Raw genomic sequence first — 13,998 nt, 5'->3', positions numbered from 1 at the left:
TCAGGCGCGTAGCGCCGTTCTTCCCGCTAACTCCTGAATAGCCGCGAATACTGGGTCTCGTGCAGGGCACTGGCCAAGGCCAGGCCAGGCAGTGCCGGTCCGAGCTCGTGATCGCCCAGGGCCAGGGCCTCGTCCACCGCAACCACCAGAGTCGGCCGTAGCCGTTCGACGAGCCGCTGGGCGGCGGTATGGCCCAATGGCAGCGCCTTGCAGGCCACCGCCAACTGGTTCTCCAGCCAGGTCCAGGCGAAGCCGAGCAGCGCCTGGCGAACCGGAATGCCGCGACGATGAGCGGCCCAGGCGAAAGCCGTCACGTAACCGGTCCTGTCGGGCAACGCCGGCGCCCCCTCTGCAAGGTCCTCGGGCAACAGCGCCAGACTGCCCAGCAAACGCACGAGCGATGCGCCGAGCCGGGCATCCTCGGCAGTGAGCTCGGCGGTCTCGCGGTTGGCGGCAAGCCAGGCGTCCCACTCGGCCACGGCCAGCCCATCGCCGCTCGCCCAGGCCGCCTGCAGCCGCGCCAGCACCGGCAGCTCGCAACGGGTCAGGCCGTCGTCCAGCACACCTTCGAGCCACTCGCCGAGGCTGGCTTCGTCGCTGACCCAGCCCAGCTCGAAAGCGCTCTCCAGGCCCTGGGAGAAGGCGAAAGCGCCGATGGGCAACGCCGGGCTGACCAGTTGCAGCAGCCCCAGCAGTGCCAGGTCGTCGCCTTGCGCCATGCCCGATGGGAGCGCCTCAGTGGGCATGGTGATGTCCATGGCCGTGGTCATGGTCATGCTCGTGGCCATGGGCGTGTGAATGCGAATGGCCAAGCTGGTTATAAGCGCCCGGCTCGGGATCGAAGGGAGCCTCGTGCCGTTCCAGACTCGCTCCCAGCATCTCGGCCAGCGCTTCCAGCACGTGGTCCGGTGGAAAGCGTACGAAGCCACCCTTCTCGTCCTCGCCCAATGCCAGCTGCACATGGCGATTGCCCAGGTGGTAGGCGAGCCGCGCCAGTGGCAGGCCGGTAGCGATGCGGGCGGTGACCACAGGCTCGTCGGCCGCCCTGACGACCACTACCTCGCCGCTCGCGGCACGTAGACCCTCGCCGTGGCGCAGCACCGGGCCACGGTCGAGGAACAGCCCTAGCTCGCGCCCGGCGTCGCTCACTGCCTTGAGACGACCCAGCACACGCCGCTCATAGGGCAGCGTCAGGGTGTCGGCCTCCTGGCTCGCTTCGATGGGCCCCAGGCGTTCGGTCAGTTTCAGCATGGTTCAACCTCAGTCGCGGGCTTCGAGCCGCGAGCTTCGGGCTCGTAGCCCGTAGCCCGTAGCCCGTAGCTCAGAACAAGTGGTAGCGCTGCGCCAATGGCAGCTCAGTGGCCGGCTCACAGGTCAGCAGCTCGCCGTCGCAGCGCACCTCGTAGGTCTGTGGATCGACGCTGAGATCGGGGCAGGCGTCGTTGAGCTTCATGTCGCCCTTGCGCACGCCGCGCACGTTCTTGCATGCCGCCAGCCCGCTCTGCAGGCCCAACCGCTCCTTGATGTCGGCATCCAGCGCCGCCTGACTGACGAAGGTCAGCCGCGTCTGGCTCGCCGCACGCCCGAAGGCGCCGAACATGGGTCGGTAGTGCACCGGCTGGGGCGTGGGAATCGAGGCGTTAGGGTCGCCCATGGGCGCGGCAGCGATCATGCCGCCCTTGAGGATCATGGCCGGCTTGGTACCGAAGAAAGCGGGCTTCCATAGCACCAGATCGGCGAGCTTGCCCACCTCCACCGAGCCCACCTCGTGGGCGATGCCATGCGTGATCGCCGGGTTGATGGTGTACTTGGCGATATAACGCCTGGCGCGGAAGTTGTCAGCGCCGAGGGCTTCATCCTCGGGCAGCAGTCCCCGCTGCACCTTCATCTTGTGAGCGGTCTGCCAGGTCCGGCACACCACCTCCCCCACGCGGCCCATGGCCTGGGAGTCGGAAGCGATCATCGAGATCACGCCCAGGTCGTGAAGAATGTCCTCGGCGGCGATGGTCTCGCGGCGGATGCGCGAGTCGGCGAAGGCCACATCCTCGGGAATCTTGGGGTCCAGGTGGTGGCACACCATCAGCATGTCGAGATGCTCGTCGATGGTGTTGACCGTATAGGGCCGAGTCGGGTTGGTGGACGACGGCAGCACGTAGGCCTTGGCACAGGCGGTGATGATGTCCGGCGCATGGCCGCCGCCCGCTCCTTCGGTGTGGTAGGTATGAATGCCGCGCTCCTTGAAAGCGGCAAGCGTATCCTCCACGAAACCCGACTCGTTCAGCGTATCGGTATGAATGGCGATCTGGACATCGTAGCGCTCGGCCACGGCGAGGCAGTTATCGATGGCCGCCGGTGTCGTGCCCCAGTCCTCGTGCAACTTGAGCCCCATGGCCCCGGCCTCGAGCTGCGCTTCCAGCGGTTCGGGCAGGCTCGCGTTGCCCTTGCCGAGGAAGCCGATGTTCATCGGCAGGTCATCGACGGCCTGCAGCATCTTGCCGATGTGCCACTCGCCAGGCGTGCAGGTCGTGGCGTTGGTGCCGGTGGCCGGCCCGGTGCCACCACCCAGCATGGTAGTGATCCCGCTCATCAGTGCCTCTTCCACCAGTTGCGGGCAGACGAAGTGGATGTGGGCGTCCAGGCCCCCGGCGGTGAGGATCTTGCCTTCCCCGGCGATCACCTCGGTGCCGGGGCCGATGACGATCTCCACGTCCGGTTGGGTATCCGGGTTACCGGCCTTGCCGATGGCTTCGATCCGCCCGCCCCGGATGCCCACGTCGGCCTTGACGACGCCCCACCAGTCGAGGATCAGCGCGTTGGTGATCACGGTATCCATCACGCTGTCGTTATGGCGCTGGCTCTGTCCCATCCCGTCGCGAATCACCTTACCGCCGCCGAACTTCACCTCGTCGCCGTAGTGAGTGGCATCGCGTTCGACCTCGATCCACAGCTCGGTGTCGCCAAGGCGCACCCGGTCGCCCACGGTGGGACCGTACATATCGGCATAGGCCTGACGAGAGATCTTCATGACTGGCCTCCCTGGGCGTCGAGCGCCCCCATCACCTCGCCGCGAAAGCCGTAGACATGGCGTCGCCCGACGTAGGGAATCAGCGTCACCTGACGCGTCTGGCCGGGCTCGAAGCGAATCGCCGTACCGGCAGCTACGTCGAGGCGGTAACCACGCGCCGCGTCGCGGTCGAAGCGCAGCGCCGGGTTGGTCTCGGCAAAGTGGTAGTGGGAGCCCACCTGGATCGGCCGGTCGCCGGTGTTGGCGACCTCGACGGCGATCCGCTCGCGCCCTTCGCAGAGTTCGATCTCGCCGTCCTTCAACTGATATTCACCGGGAATCATCGAGCTCTTTCCCCCTTCGCTCATGGCTGTTTTAGACGATCGGTTCGTGAACGGTGACCAGCTTCGTGCCGTCCGGAAACGTGGCCTCCACTTGCACCTCGTCGACCATTTCCGCCACTCCCTCCATGACGTCATCGCGGGTCAAGATCTCGCGCCCGTGGCTCATTAGCTCGGCCACGCTCTGGCCGTCGCGGGCGCCTTCCAGAATCTCGAAGCTGATCAGTGCCACCGCCTCCGGATAGTTGAGCTTGAGGCCGCGCGCCAAGCGACGCTCGGCCAGCTGGGCCGCCGAGAAGAGCAGCAGCTTGTCCTTGTCTCTAGGGGTCAGTTCCACAGCGGTCTCCTCAAGATGTAAGAACGGCACTTCGGGCTTCGGCATGATGCTCGAAGCCCGCGGCTCGTCGCCCGTAGCCGGCACGAGTGCCGTCATGTTCTCCAGATCCGTGGCACACAGGCCTCGCGACCGATCAGCCGCGGTCGCAGCACCTGCCAAGCGCTCTCACAGAGGTCCCAAGCCTCGTTACGCTCCAGACCCAGATAGCGCAACAGCATCACACCGTGGCGTATCGTGACCGCCCAGCACGGGCTGGCGGGCAGTGCTTCGCGCAGGGCCTCGATGGCTTCGGTCTCGTCGATGAGTCCCACCGCCCAGAGGGTGGCCTGGACGCTGGCCCCACCCTGACCCCAGCGCCCGAGGAAACGCGGGTGGGCCGGGTCCAGAGGCTGACGCTCCAGCCACAGCGGCGCCCCGTCGCGCATCAAGCGAAAGCGCTGCTCGATGCGCCCGGACGCGTAAGGCAGCTGGCTGGCCGGCCGCCCCAGCGCCAGCATCTCCCAGCCCAGACAACGGGCGTCACCTTCGAGAGCAATAGTGGTGACCTGCTCGCCGCGGGAGCCGTCGAAGGCGATCGTCTCCTGCGGCAGCCACTCCAGCTGCCCCCCATCGGCGACGCTGAGTCGCGTGTGCTGGGACCAGGACACGCCATGGCTGTCGGCGCGATAGAGCTTGCTGGCGGCCGGCGTGGTCAACAACGCCTGCGCCCCCGCCTCGACTCGCGCCGAGATGGCCAGGGCATCGCCGCTGACCAGTCCACCGGGCGGATGCAGCAGGTAGACATGACAAGTGCCCACGCGGCCCTCGGGATGAAAGGGGCGCTGTACCCGCAGCGGGCCTCGGTGACGCGCGGCGACCATCCGCGTGACGCCCTGGCGGGCGGCAAAACCGAGTTCGAGGGAGGCCGCCCAGTGTCGACCGACATCGAAGCGGTGACCCGAATCGAAACCGGAGGGGATGGCGCGCGGAATGGCCGTCATTGACGAGAAACCTGTGCATTCGAGGGTGTTAACCCTCCCTCAGCAAGCCGTGTACCAATCTGGTGAAAAAGCAACAAACAGTCGATTTATCAGTGACCTATTTTGTACACAAGGTGCTGTGCGACATCCCGTTCGCACCAACGGCGCCATTGAAGGGCAGGTATACGCACCATTGGGGTGCGCTACAGCAGCGTGCGCACCGCCATGGAACGCGGCGGACACCGAGACGTGTGCTTCTGACCCACGGCTCATGTCTCGAAGTCCTTGGCCCGCAGCCCCAGAGGCTAGACCGTCAGATGCTCCTTGATCAGCACGTCGGAAAGCTCGCCGATGGTTCCCCTGGCCACCGGGCGGCCACGATCCATGATCACGAAACGGTCGGCGTACTTGCGAGCAAAAGGCAGCTTCTGTTCCACCAACAGCACGGTAAGGCCATCCTCGACGATGAGCTTGCGAATCACCTCGCCGATCTGGGTAACGATATTGGGCTGTATGCCTTCTCCCGGTTCGTCGAGAATCAGCAGACGCGGCTCGAGCACCAGGGCCCGGCCGATGGCCAGTTGCTGCTGCTGTCCGCCGGAGAGATCGCCCCCGCGGCGGTGGCGCATTTCCGCGAGCACCGGGAAGAGCTCGAAGACCCGCTCGGGAATGCCGCCACAGCCGTCACCACGGGCGGCAAGCCCCGTACGCAGGTTCTCTTCTACGGTGAGCAGCGGAAAAACCTGTCTTCCCTGGGGCACGTAGCCGATGCCCAGCCGCGAGCGCGCCTCCACGGGCCGTTGGGTCAATTCGACATCGCCGGCATAGCGGATCCTGCCAGAGCTCACAGCGACTTCGCCCATGATCGCCTTCATCAGGGTGGTCTTGCCCACCCCGTTGCGCCCCATCACGCAGGTGCACTGGCCCTCTGGCACCTCGAGATCGAGATCCCAGAGGGTGTGGCTCTCGCCGTAAAACTGGTTGAGGGCATCGACGCTGAGCATCAGGCGGCCTCCTCTTCGACGCCCAGGTAGACCTCGATGACATCGGGGTCGCTCGATACCCGCTCCATGCTGCCCTCGGCCAGCACGCTGCCCTGGTGCAGCACCGTCACCTGACGGGCGATGGAGCGCACGAAGCCCATGTCATGCTCGACCACCACCACCGACTGCTTGCCCTCGCCGGCCAGGCCGGTGAGAAGCTCGGCGGTGCGCTCCATCTCCTGCTCGGTCATGCCGGCCACCGGTTCGTCGACCAGCAGCAGGCGCGGCCGCTGCATCAGCAGCATGCCTATCTCCAGCCACTGCTTCTGCCCGTGGGAGAGAATTCCCGCCGGGCGGTATCGCAAGCCGGCCAGTCCGATGGTGGCGAGCACTTCATCGATGCGATCGCGAACCTCGCCGGTCATGCGTGCGGTCAACGTCGGCAGGATGCGCTTGTCGGCGGCCATGGCCAGCTCGAGGTTCTCGAACACGTTGAGCGCCTCGAACACCGTCGGTTTCTGGAACTTGCGACCGATCCCCAGGCTGGCGATTTCCGGCTCGTTCATGGCAAGTAGATCGTGACGGCTGCCGAACCACACCTTGCCGGTATCGGGACGCGTCTTGCCGGTGATGATGTCCATCATGGTGGTCTTGCCGGCGCCATTGGGGCCGATGATGCAGCGCAGTTCGCCATCGTCGATGGTCAGATTGAGATTATCGATGGCCTTGAAACCATCGAAGCTGACGGTCACGTCCTCCAGATAGAGGATCGGCCCATGGCGCACGTCCACGGGTGAGGCCACCGGCACCAGGAAGTCAAAGACCCGGTCCCGGTCGGCCAGAGAGCGTAGAAGACTCATGCGCTTGCCTCCTGGGGAGTCGCGGTCTCGTCGGATGAGCGGCGCTGACGCCTGATTCGATAGGCGAGCAATCCCGCCACACCCTGGGGTAGAAACACGGTGACCAGCACGAACATGCCCCCCAGAGCGAACAGCCAGGCATCGGGCATGACCCCGGTGAACACCGTCTTGGCATAGTTGACCAGAATCGCCCCGATCACGGCGCCATAGAGGGTCGCCCGACCGCCCAGCGCCACCCACAGTACGATCTCGATGGAGAAGATCGGCTCGAACTCGCTCGGGTTGATGATGCCCACCTGAGGCACATACAGCGCCCCGGCCACCCCGGCAAGCATCGCCGAGACCACGAAGACGAAGAGCTGGAAGCGCTCGACCCGGTAGCCGAGAAAGCGCGTGCGCGCCTCGGCATCACGGGTGGCCACGCACACTCGGCCGAGCTTGCTGACGACGATGGCTCGGCAGAGCAAGTAGCCCAGCGCCAGAGCCACGCCGGTGGCGATGAACAGTCCCAGGCGCGTGGCATCGCTGCGCAGACTGAAGCCCAGGATATCGCGGAAGTCGGTCAGGCCGTTGTTGCCGCCGAAGCCCATCTCGTTGCGAAAGAAAGCCAGCATCAGGGCGAAGGTCATCGCCTGGGTGATGATGGAGAGATACACCCCGGTGACTCGCGAGCGGAAGGCCAGCCAACCGAATACCAGTGCCAACGCCCCCGGGGCCAGCAGCACCATGACGAACGCGAACCAGGCCATGTCGAAGCCCTGCCAGTACCAGGGCAAGCTCTCCCAGTTCAAGAACACCATGAAATCCGGCAGGACCGGATCGCCGTAGGTGCCCCGATCGCCGATCTGACGCATCAGGTACATGCCCATGGCATACCCACCCAGGGCGAAGAAGGCGCCGTGCCCGAGGCTGAGTATCCCCAGATAGCCCCACACCAGATCCACCGCCACGGCCAGCAGCGCATAGCTCAGATACTTGCCGAACAGATTGACGGTATAGGCCGTGACGTGCAGGGGATGATCGGCCGGTACGGCCAAGTGCAGCACGGTGACCAACACCAGAGCCGCCAGGAGTACCCCGAAGAACAGCTGTGTCGAGCGCTCGCTGAAGGGCCTCAGCAACCAGGATCGCGCTTGCATGATCAGCCCTCCGCCGCACGGCCCTTCTGCGGAAAGAGTCCGCGGGGGCGTTTCTGGATGAACAGGATGATGAAGACCAGCACGATGATCTTGGCGAGCATGGCACCCGCCCAGGGTTCGAGTATCTGGTTGATCACGCCCAGCGACAGACCCGCCACCAGGGTGCCCCACAGGTTACCGACGCCCCCGAAGACCACCACCATGAAGGAGTCGATGATGTAGTTCTGGCCGAGATTGGGCCCCACGTTGGTGAGCTGGGAGAGCGCAACGCCGGCCAGACCCGCGACCCCGGACCCCAGCGCAAAGGTCAGGATGTCGACACGGGTGGCGCGGATTCCCATGGAACGAGCCATGGCACGATTCTGAGTCACCGCGCGCACCTCGAGGCCGAGCCGGGTGCGGCGCATCACCAGCATCAGGCCGACGAACACCAGCAGCGCGAAGCCCAGCACCACCATCCGGTTGAGGGTCAGCGACAGGGCATCGTTGACTGCCAGCGAACCGCTCATCCACTCCGGCGTCACCACGGTACGGTTCTGCGGCGAGATGACCGTGCGCACCAGTTGCTGAAGAATCAGGCTGACGCCGAAGGTAGCCAGCAGCGTTTCGAGTGGGCGCCCCTTGAGGAACTGGATCACCCCCCGTTCGATGGCCACGCCGGCCAACGCCGACACCAGGAAACCGGCGGGGATCGAGAGGATCAACGCCAGCCCGGGCTGGCCGGGCAGCAGCTGCTGCACCGCCCAGGTGGTATAGGCGCCCAGCATGATCAGCTCACCGTGGGCCATGTTGATCACGCCCATGACCCCGAACGTGATGGCCAGGCCGATGGCGGCGAGCACCAGCACCGAGCCCATGGAGAGGCCGAAGTAGAGGGTTTCGGCCGCGCGGTTGAGCTTGAGCTGTTGCTCGATGCTGCCCAGCGCGTCCCGGGCTGCTATGGCCACTTGCGGATCGTCGCCGGTGGCAGCCCGATTGAGTGCCACCCGCACCCGCGGATGCAGGCTACCCTCGAGTTCGGCGACGGCTTCCAGCTCACCCTGCTCGAGGCGATGGATCGCCAACGCCAGGCTCAGGCGCTCACGCACCCGGTCGTCACTGGCCTCCTCGATCACCTCGGCCAACGGCCCCGCCAGGTCGTCATCCACCTCGCCCAGCAGGCGCTCGGCGGAAGCGCGGCGCCGCTCGAGATCCGGCGAGTAGAGATCCACCACGGCCAGCGCACTGCGCAGTTGGTTGCGCAGGGCATTGTTGATACCGATACGATCCAGCTCGCGACGCGACATCTCGCCCAGCGTTTCACCGGTCAGGGCATCCGCAACTGGCCAGTCACGGCCGCGGTTGTCGAGCACCACCACGAAGCGTCCGCCATCGGAGCGCTGCAGGCGTCCATCGAGCAGGGCTTGCAGCCAGTCGCGGGCGCGTTCGTCATCGCTGCGTACGATGGCCTCGACGGCCTCGCTCTTGGCAACGTAGCTATCCACATCCAGCGCCTCGAGCAATGCCACTGCCTGGTCATCGGTCTCCTGGGCCAGCGCTGCGGGGAAGTGGACAACGCTCAACAACAGGCCCATGAGCAACAGCCAGGGCCAGCCAACCACCCCACCGGCTCGGGTCGATGGCGCCCATGGCAAGGGGAAATTCCTCATCGGGCTTTCCTCTGAAATCGTCGGGAAGGCGTGCTCCCTCGCTGCCCGGCCGGGCAGCGAGGGGGTGGCAATCACTCCGCCAGGGCCGCTTCGGCTTCTTCGGCCGCTGTGCTGCCACCGCAAGAACCGTTGGCCACGTTGAAGTTGCCGCAGCGCATCGGTGCACGCCAATCGGCGATGAGGTCCCGCGAGCCGGGAAGGTAGTCGGACCAGGCATCGCCAGCCACCGTAGAGGGAGTCTGCCAGACGATATCGAACTGGCCGTTATCCTGGATCTCGCCGATCAGCACCGGCTTGGTGATGTGATGATTGGGCATCATCGCGGCAGAACCGCCGGAGAGGTTGGGCACCGTCACGCCGATGATGGCATCCTTGACCGCATCGACATCGGTCGTGCCGGCCTTGCGGACCGCCTCGGTCCACATGTTGAAGCCGATGTAGTGGGCTTCCATGGGATCGTTGGTCACCGCCATCTCATCGTCGGTGTATTCGATCCAAGCGTCGATGAAGTCATAGTTGGCATCGGTGTCGACGCTCATGAAGTAGTTCCACGCCGCTAGGTGCCCCACCAGCGGGCCGGTATCGATTCCGGTGAGCTCCTGTTCGCCCACCGAGAAGGCGACCACCGGGATATCGGCGGCATCCACGCCCTGGTTGGCCAGTTCGGTGTAGAACGGCACGTTGGCATCGCCGTTGATGGTGGAAACCACCGCGGTCTTCTTGCCTTCGCTGCCGAAGCGGCGAATGTCGGAGACGATGTTCTGCCAGTCGGAGTGACCGAAGGGCGTGTAGTTGACCATGATGTCCGCTTCCGCCACGCCGAACTCATCCTGGAGATAGGCGGAGAGAATGCGATTGGTGGTCCGCGGGAACACATAGTCGGTGCCGGCCAGCACCCAACGCTCCACGCCCACCTGATCGTGGAGATAGTTGATGGCGGGAATCGACTGCTGGTTGGGTGCGGCGCCGGTGTAGAAGACGTTCTCGGAGGACTCCTCGCCCTCGTACTGCACCGGGTAGAACAGCAGGCCGTTGAGCTCCTCGACGACCGGTAGCACCGACTTGCGCGACACCGAGGTCCAGTTGCCGAAGATGACGTCGACCTCCTCCTGGGCCAGCAGCTCGCGGGCCCGCTCGGCGAACAGCGGCCAGTCCGAAGCCGGGTCGACCACCACTGCCTCCAACTGCCGGCCCAGCAGACCGCCTTCGGCATTCTGCTGTTCGATCAACATCTCCACGGTGTCCTTCAAGACCGTTTCGCTGATCGCCATGGTCCCGGATAGGGAGTGCAGAACGCCGACCTTGATCGGGTCGTCCTCCTGCGCCAGCGCAGGAGAAGCGACGCCGAGGCTCAGCAGGGAAGCAGCAAACCAGAGAGAAGGGTGTGTCTTGCGATGGGAAGTGATCACTTGGACCTCCTTGCTCCCTCCTCGAAGAAGGGGCTCGTTGTGGTGATGGCGTCCTAAACGTCGACGCGACGAACCGAACGCAGAACTGCACCCAGGCAACTGCAAGGTTTGCGCCACCAGCTCCAACGAGGAGGTAAAAGTCATTTTTCATCAACGTACTGGAAAATCGCACGATCGTCGGCCCGCCGCCCGACGCACGCCCACAGTGCAAAAAAACGCCCTACCCGACGCGACTCGCACCATGGCATCGCACCATGCCGTTCCGGATGCACCGCCCTGACGCCTGCAAAAAAAGTGGGGAGCGTCGATCGCCTCGACGCTCCCCAAGTGGGTCGCCATGCCGTGAGGTCAATCGCTTCCGGAACTGCCCGCGCCCGTGGCGACGCGCATACGCCGACGCAGGATGGGCCCCACGATATAGGGCAGGATCAGCCCCAGCCCCGCGAAGACCCACAACCCGATGGCCAGGCCGCTGTTCCACAGAATGGTCCAGTCACCGTCGGAGATGTCCATGGCATGGCGCAGATTCTTCTCCATCTCCGGCCCCAGCAGCAGCCCGAGAATGATCGGCACCAGCGGAATCTCCAACTTGCGGAAGATGTACCCGGCAACGCCGAATGCCACCATGAAGTACAGATCGAACACGGTGTTGCTGATCGAATAGATGCCCACGAAGGCGATCATGGTGACGATCGGCAGCAGGTACATCGGCGGCACCGACAGCAGCTTGACGAAGATGCCCACCAGCGGAATGTTGAGGACCAGTAGCAGGAAGTTGCCGATCAGCAGTGCCGCGATCACGCCCCAGACGATGTCGGCGTTCTGAGTGAACATCAGCGGCCCGGGCGTGATGTTCAGCGAGATCAGCAGCGCCAGCAGCACCGCGGTGGTGCCGCTGCCCGGCACGCCCAGCGTCAGCATGGGTACCAGCGCCCCACTCGAAGCACCGTTGTTGCCCGCCTCGGGGCCGGCCACGCCGCGCGGATCGCCCTTGCCGAAGTATCCCTTATTGCCGACCACCTTCTTCTCCAGGGTATAGCCGATGAAGCTCCCCAGCGAAGCCCCAGCGCCAGGGAGTACCCCCGCGATGAAGCCCAGCACGCCACCCCGGAAGCTGGACGGCAGGATGTTGCGAATGTCCCTCCAGGTGAGCGAAAGCTTGTTGACGGCCATCTTCTCCTTCCCGCCCCCGGCCTTCTCCTCGATGAAGAACAGCAGCTCGGAAATGGCGAAGAGCCCAACGATGGCGATGATGAAGTCGATGCCCTCGTAGAGCTCCATGGTGCCAAAGGTATAGCGCTGCACACCCGTGGAGTCGATGCCCACGGTGGAAATCATCAGGCCGATGGCGGCCGCCACCACGGTCTTCATGGGATTCTTGCCGGTGATGCCGCCCAGGGTGGCGAAGGCCAGCAGGAAGAGCGCGAAATACTCGGCCGGGCCGAAGGTCAGGGCGAAATCTGCCAGCAGCGGCGCCAGCAGAATCAACCCGATGGTGGCGACCAAGCTGCCGATGAAGGAAGCCACGGCAGAGATGGCCAGCGCTTCGGAGGCCTTGCCCTGCTGCGCCATGGGATAGCCGTCGAGACAGGTCATCATCGCCGGTTCATCACCGGGGATGTTCAACAAAATCGATGAGATGCGTCCGCCGTACATGGCCCCGGCGTAGACCGCGGTAAGCATGATCAGCGCGGTTTCCGGAGCAAGCCCCAGGGTGAAGGCCAGCGGGATCAGTATGGCCACGCCGTTGGCCGGCCCGAGCCCTGGCAGTGCCCCGATAAGAGTGCCGAGAAAAGCGCCCATCAGAGCGAACATCAGGTTGTGCGGAGCGAGCGCCACGCCAAAGCCGTCGATCAGAAAGCCCAGGGTTTCCATCAGCTCACCTCCAAGAACGAGAGCACACCCAGCGGCAACGAGAGGTCGAGGGCGAAGCTGAACAACAGGAACACCACCACGCCGGACACCAAGCCCGTGGCATAGGCCTTGAGCGGAGCCGCCCCCATGCGCCAGCACAGGGTACCCACGGCCAGCGCCGTACTGACGATGAAGCCCAGCGGCTGAAGCAGCCCCGCATAGAGCAGCAGCACCACCACGGCGACGACCAACTCCAGGCCGGTACGGCTCCACGGCCAGGCGTTATCCGGGTCGGGACGCACCATCATATAGAGGCTGGATAGGCCCAATACCACAGCCAGCAGATAGGGAAAGGTTTCGGGGCCAATGCTCTCGGCCCCGCCGAACGGCTCGGGAAACTGGCTGGCGCCCCAGCCGTACGCGACGGCCAGGACGAGCATCAGCACCCCGAAGATGCGGTCGTTGAAGGTCATCACTGGATCAGCCCGATGTCCTTGGAGAGGGTTTCGATGTCTTCGATCTGCTCGGTCACGAAGGTCTCGAACTCACCGGCACTCATGTGGAACGGCATCAAGCCGTTGTTGGTCATCACCTCCTGCCACTCTTCGCTCTGGTAGATGGTGTCCATGGCGTCGATCCAGTACTGCTTGGCCTCGTCGGAGATCTCCGCCGGCATGTAGAAGCCGCGCCAGTTGGGGCCCAGCGCCTCGATGCCCTGTTCCATGGCGGTGGGAATCTCGTTGAACTCACCCGGCAGACGCTCCTCGGAAAGCACGGCCAGCACGCGCAAGTCGCCGGAGTCCATGAAACCCTGGGCCTCGCTGATATCGCCGGTAAAGGCATCCACGTGGCCACCGACCACCTGGGTCATGGCTTCGCCACCGTTGTTGTAGGAGAGATAGGGAATGCGTGGCAGGTTCTCGACCCCGGCGGCATCCGCCGCGATCAGCACCTTGAGGTGATCCCAGCCGCCCTTGGCACTGCCACCGGCGAACTTGACGCTACGCGGATCGTCCTGCAGCGCCTCCATCAGTTCGGGCAGATCGTCGTACTCGGAATCGGCGGCCACGGCGATCACGCCGTAGTCCGCTCCCAGAGCACCGATCCAGTTGACCATGTCGGCGGTCATGTCCGGAAACTGCCCCTGGGCCAGACGCGTGGTGGTGGCCGTGGATGCCGCCACCAGCAGTTGCTCGTCGCCAGCTCGCTTGCTGACGGTATGGCCGTAGGCCACGCCGCCACCCGCACCGGCCATGTTCACGGTCTGCACGCTGCGCGGCACGATGTCGAGGTCTTCCATCACCTTGCCCACGCTACGGCAGGTGAAGTCCCAGCCACCGCCCGGATCGGCGGGTGCCAGACACTCCACTTTGCCCTGGGGCTCGAAAGCCACGGCCGTGCCGGCACTCACGGTGAGGGTCGCAATGGCGATCAGTTTGAGCGGCGTTCTCATGGACATTGTT

14 protein-coding genes are annotated in these 13,998 nt (G+C 64.8%); all 14 read right to left on the bottom strand.

Going from position 1 to position 13,998, the window contains the following annotated elements:
* Positions 1 to 26: 26 nt before the first annotated feature.
* The 14 genes from GFD32_RS01240 to GFD32_RS01175 all read right to left on the bottom strand — a co-directional run bounded on the left by GFD32_RS01240 (position 27) and on the right by GFD32_RS01175 (position 13,994).
* The gene (locus tag GFD32_RS01240; RefSeq protein ID WP_163574734.1) at positions 27 to 746 is read right to left on the bottom strand and encodes an urease accessory protein UreF; all 720 of its coding nucleotides are present in this window, start codon (positions 744 to 746) and stop codon (positions 27 to 29) included.
* Positions 736 to 1,251, bottom strand: coding sequence for an urease accessory protein UreE (ureE, locus tag GFD32_RS01235; RefSeq protein ID WP_163574533.1), 516 nt, complete (start codon positions 1,249 to 1,251; stop codon positions 736 to 738). Before ureE ends, GFD32_RS01240 begins: the two co-directional genes overlap by 11 nt.
* Before the next feature lie 70 nt (positions 1,252 to 1,321).
* A complete protein-coding gene (ureC, locus tag GFD32_RS01230; protein WP_163574531.1) occupies positions 1,322 to 3,025 on the bottom strand; it encodes an urease subunit alpha in 1,704 nt (567 codons plus the stop codon).
* Entirely contained in the window at positions 3,022 to 3,348 is a 327-nt protein-coding gene (locus tag GFD32_RS01225; RefSeq protein ID WP_163574529.1) for an urease subunit beta, read from the bottom strand. The genes ureC and GFD32_RS01225 overlap by 4 nt, the downstream gene beginning before the upstream one ends.
* A 31-nt stretch (positions 3,349 to 3,379) precedes the next feature.
* Positions 3,380 to 3,682 (bottom strand): urease subunit gamma, encoded by a 303-nt coding sequence (locus tag GFD32_RS01220; protein WP_163574527.1) that lies wholly within the window; start codon positions 3,680 to 3,682, stop codon positions 3,380 to 3,382.
* Between the two features lie 92 nt (positions 3,683 to 3,774).
* Complete coding sequence (locus GFD32_RS01215) at positions 3,775 to 4,662, bottom strand: urease accessory protein UreD (protein WP_163574525.1); 888 nt, start codon at positions 4,660 to 4,662, stop codon at positions 3,775 to 3,777.
* Between the two features lie 284 nt (positions 4,663 to 4,946).
* Positions 4,947 to 5,645: an urea ABC transporter ATP-binding subunit UrtE gene (urtE, locus tag GFD32_RS01210; RefSeq protein WP_163574523.1), complete on the bottom strand. Its 699-nt coding sequence runs from the start codon at positions 5,643 to 5,645 to the stop codon at positions 4,947 to 4,949.
* Complete coding sequence (gene urtD, locus GFD32_RS01205) at positions 5,645 to 6,484, bottom strand: urea ABC transporter ATP-binding protein UrtD (protein WP_163574521.1); 840 nt, start codon at positions 6,482 to 6,484, stop codon at positions 5,645 to 5,647. The genes urtE and urtD overlap by 1 nt, the downstream gene beginning before the upstream one ends.
* Entirely contained in the window at positions 6,481 to 7,623 is a 1,143-nt protein-coding gene (gene urtC, locus GFD32_RS01200; protein ID WP_163574520.1) for an urea ABC transporter permease subunit UrtC, read from the bottom strand. Before urtC ends, urtD begins: the two co-directional genes overlap by 4 nt.
* A 2-nt stretch (positions 7,624 to 7,625) precedes the next feature.
* Positions 7,626 to 9,197 carry an urea ABC transporter permease subunit UrtB gene (gene urtB, locus GFD32_RS01195; protein WP_163574732.1) on the bottom strand — a complete coding sequence of 524 codons (1,572 nt, stop codon included), beginning with the start codon at positions 9,195 to 9,197 and terminating at the stop codon, positions 7,626 to 7,628.
* Positions 9,198 to 9,343: 146 nt separating this feature from the next.
* Positions 9,344 to 10,681: an urea ABC transporter substrate-binding protein gene (gene urtA / locus GFD32_RS01190; protein WP_163574518.1), complete on the bottom strand. Its 1,338-nt coding sequence runs from the start codon at positions 10,679 to 10,681 to the stop codon at positions 9,344 to 9,346.
* Positions 10,682 to 11,029: 348 nt separating this feature from the next.
* Complete coding sequence (locus GFD32_RS01185; protein ID WP_163574516.1) at positions 11,030 to 12,556, bottom strand: tripartite tricarboxylate transporter permease; 1,527 nt, start codon at positions 12,554 to 12,556, stop codon at positions 11,030 to 11,032.
* Complete coding sequence (locus GFD32_RS01180) at positions 12,556 to 13,008, bottom strand: tripartite tricarboxylate transporter TctB family protein (RefSeq protein WP_163574515.1); 453 nt, start codon at positions 13,006 to 13,008, stop codon at positions 12,556 to 12,558. Before GFD32_RS01180 ends, GFD32_RS01185 begins: the two co-directional genes overlap by 1 nt.
* Positions 13,008 to 13,994 carry a Bug family tripartite tricarboxylate transporter substrate binding protein gene (locus GFD32_RS01175; RefSeq protein WP_163574513.1) on the bottom strand — a complete coding sequence of 329 codons (987 nt, stop codon included), beginning with the start codon at positions 13,992 to 13,994 and terminating at the stop codon, positions 13,008 to 13,010. The genes GFD32_RS01180 and GFD32_RS01175 overlap by 1 nt, the downstream gene beginning before the upstream one ends.
* Between the last annotated feature and the right edge of the window lie 4 nt (positions 13,995 to 13,998).

The sequence above is a fragment of the Halomonas faecis genome (assembly GCF_010993975.1).
Lineage (GTDB): Bacteria > Pseudomonadota > Gammaproteobacteria > Pseudomonadales > Halomonadaceae > Halomonas > Halomonas faecis.
Note: the sequence above shows the minus strand (reverse complement) of the source record. Positions and strands in the feature narration are given on the sequence as shown.

Coding starts and splice junctions, on each gene's coding strand:
- GFD32_RS01240 (WP_163574734.1), bottom strand. CDS start 746: ATGCCCACTGAGGCGCTCCCATCGGGCATGGCGCAAGGCGACGACCTG.
- ureE (WP_163574533.1), bottom strand. CDS start 1,251: ATGCTGAAACTGACCGAACGCCTGGGGCCCATCGAAGCGAGCCAGGAG.
- ureC (WP_163574531.1), bottom strand. CDS start 3,025: ATGAAGATCTCTCGTCAGGCCTATGCCGATATGTACGGTCCCACCGTG.
- GFD32_RS01225 (WP_163574529.1), bottom strand. CDS start 3,348: ATGATTCCCGGTGAATATCAGTTGAAGGACGGCGAGATCGAACTCTGC.
- GFD32_RS01215 (WP_163574525.1), bottom strand. CDS start 4,662: ATGACGGCCATTCCGCGCGCCATCCCCTCCGGTTTCGATTCGGGTCAC.
- urtE (WP_163574523.1), bottom strand. CDS start 5,645: ATGCTCAGCGTCGATGCCCTCAACCAGTTTTACGGCGAGAGCCACACC.
- urtD (WP_163574521.1), bottom strand. CDS start 6,484: ATGAGTCTTCTACGCTCTCTGGCCGACCGGGACCGGGTCTTTGACTTC.
- urtC (WP_163574520.1), bottom strand. CDS start 7,623: ATGCAAGCGCGATCCTGGTTGCTGAGGCCCTTCAGCGAGCGCTCGACA.
- urtB (WP_163574732.1), bottom strand. CDS start 9,197: ATGGGCCTGTTGTTGAGCGTTGTCCACTTCCCCGCAGCGCTGGCCCAG.
- GFD32_RS01185 (WP_163574516.1), bottom strand. CDS start 12,556: ATGGAAACCCTGGGCTTTCTGATCGACGGCTTTGGCGTGGCGCTCGCT.
- GFD32_RS01180 (WP_163574515.1), bottom strand. CDS start 13,008: ATGACCTTCAACGACCGCATCTTCGGGGTGCTGATGCTCGTCCTGGCC.
- GFD32_RS01175 (WP_163574513.1), bottom strand. CDS start 13,994: ATGTCCATGAGAACGCCGCTCAAACTGATCGCCATTGCGACCCTCACC.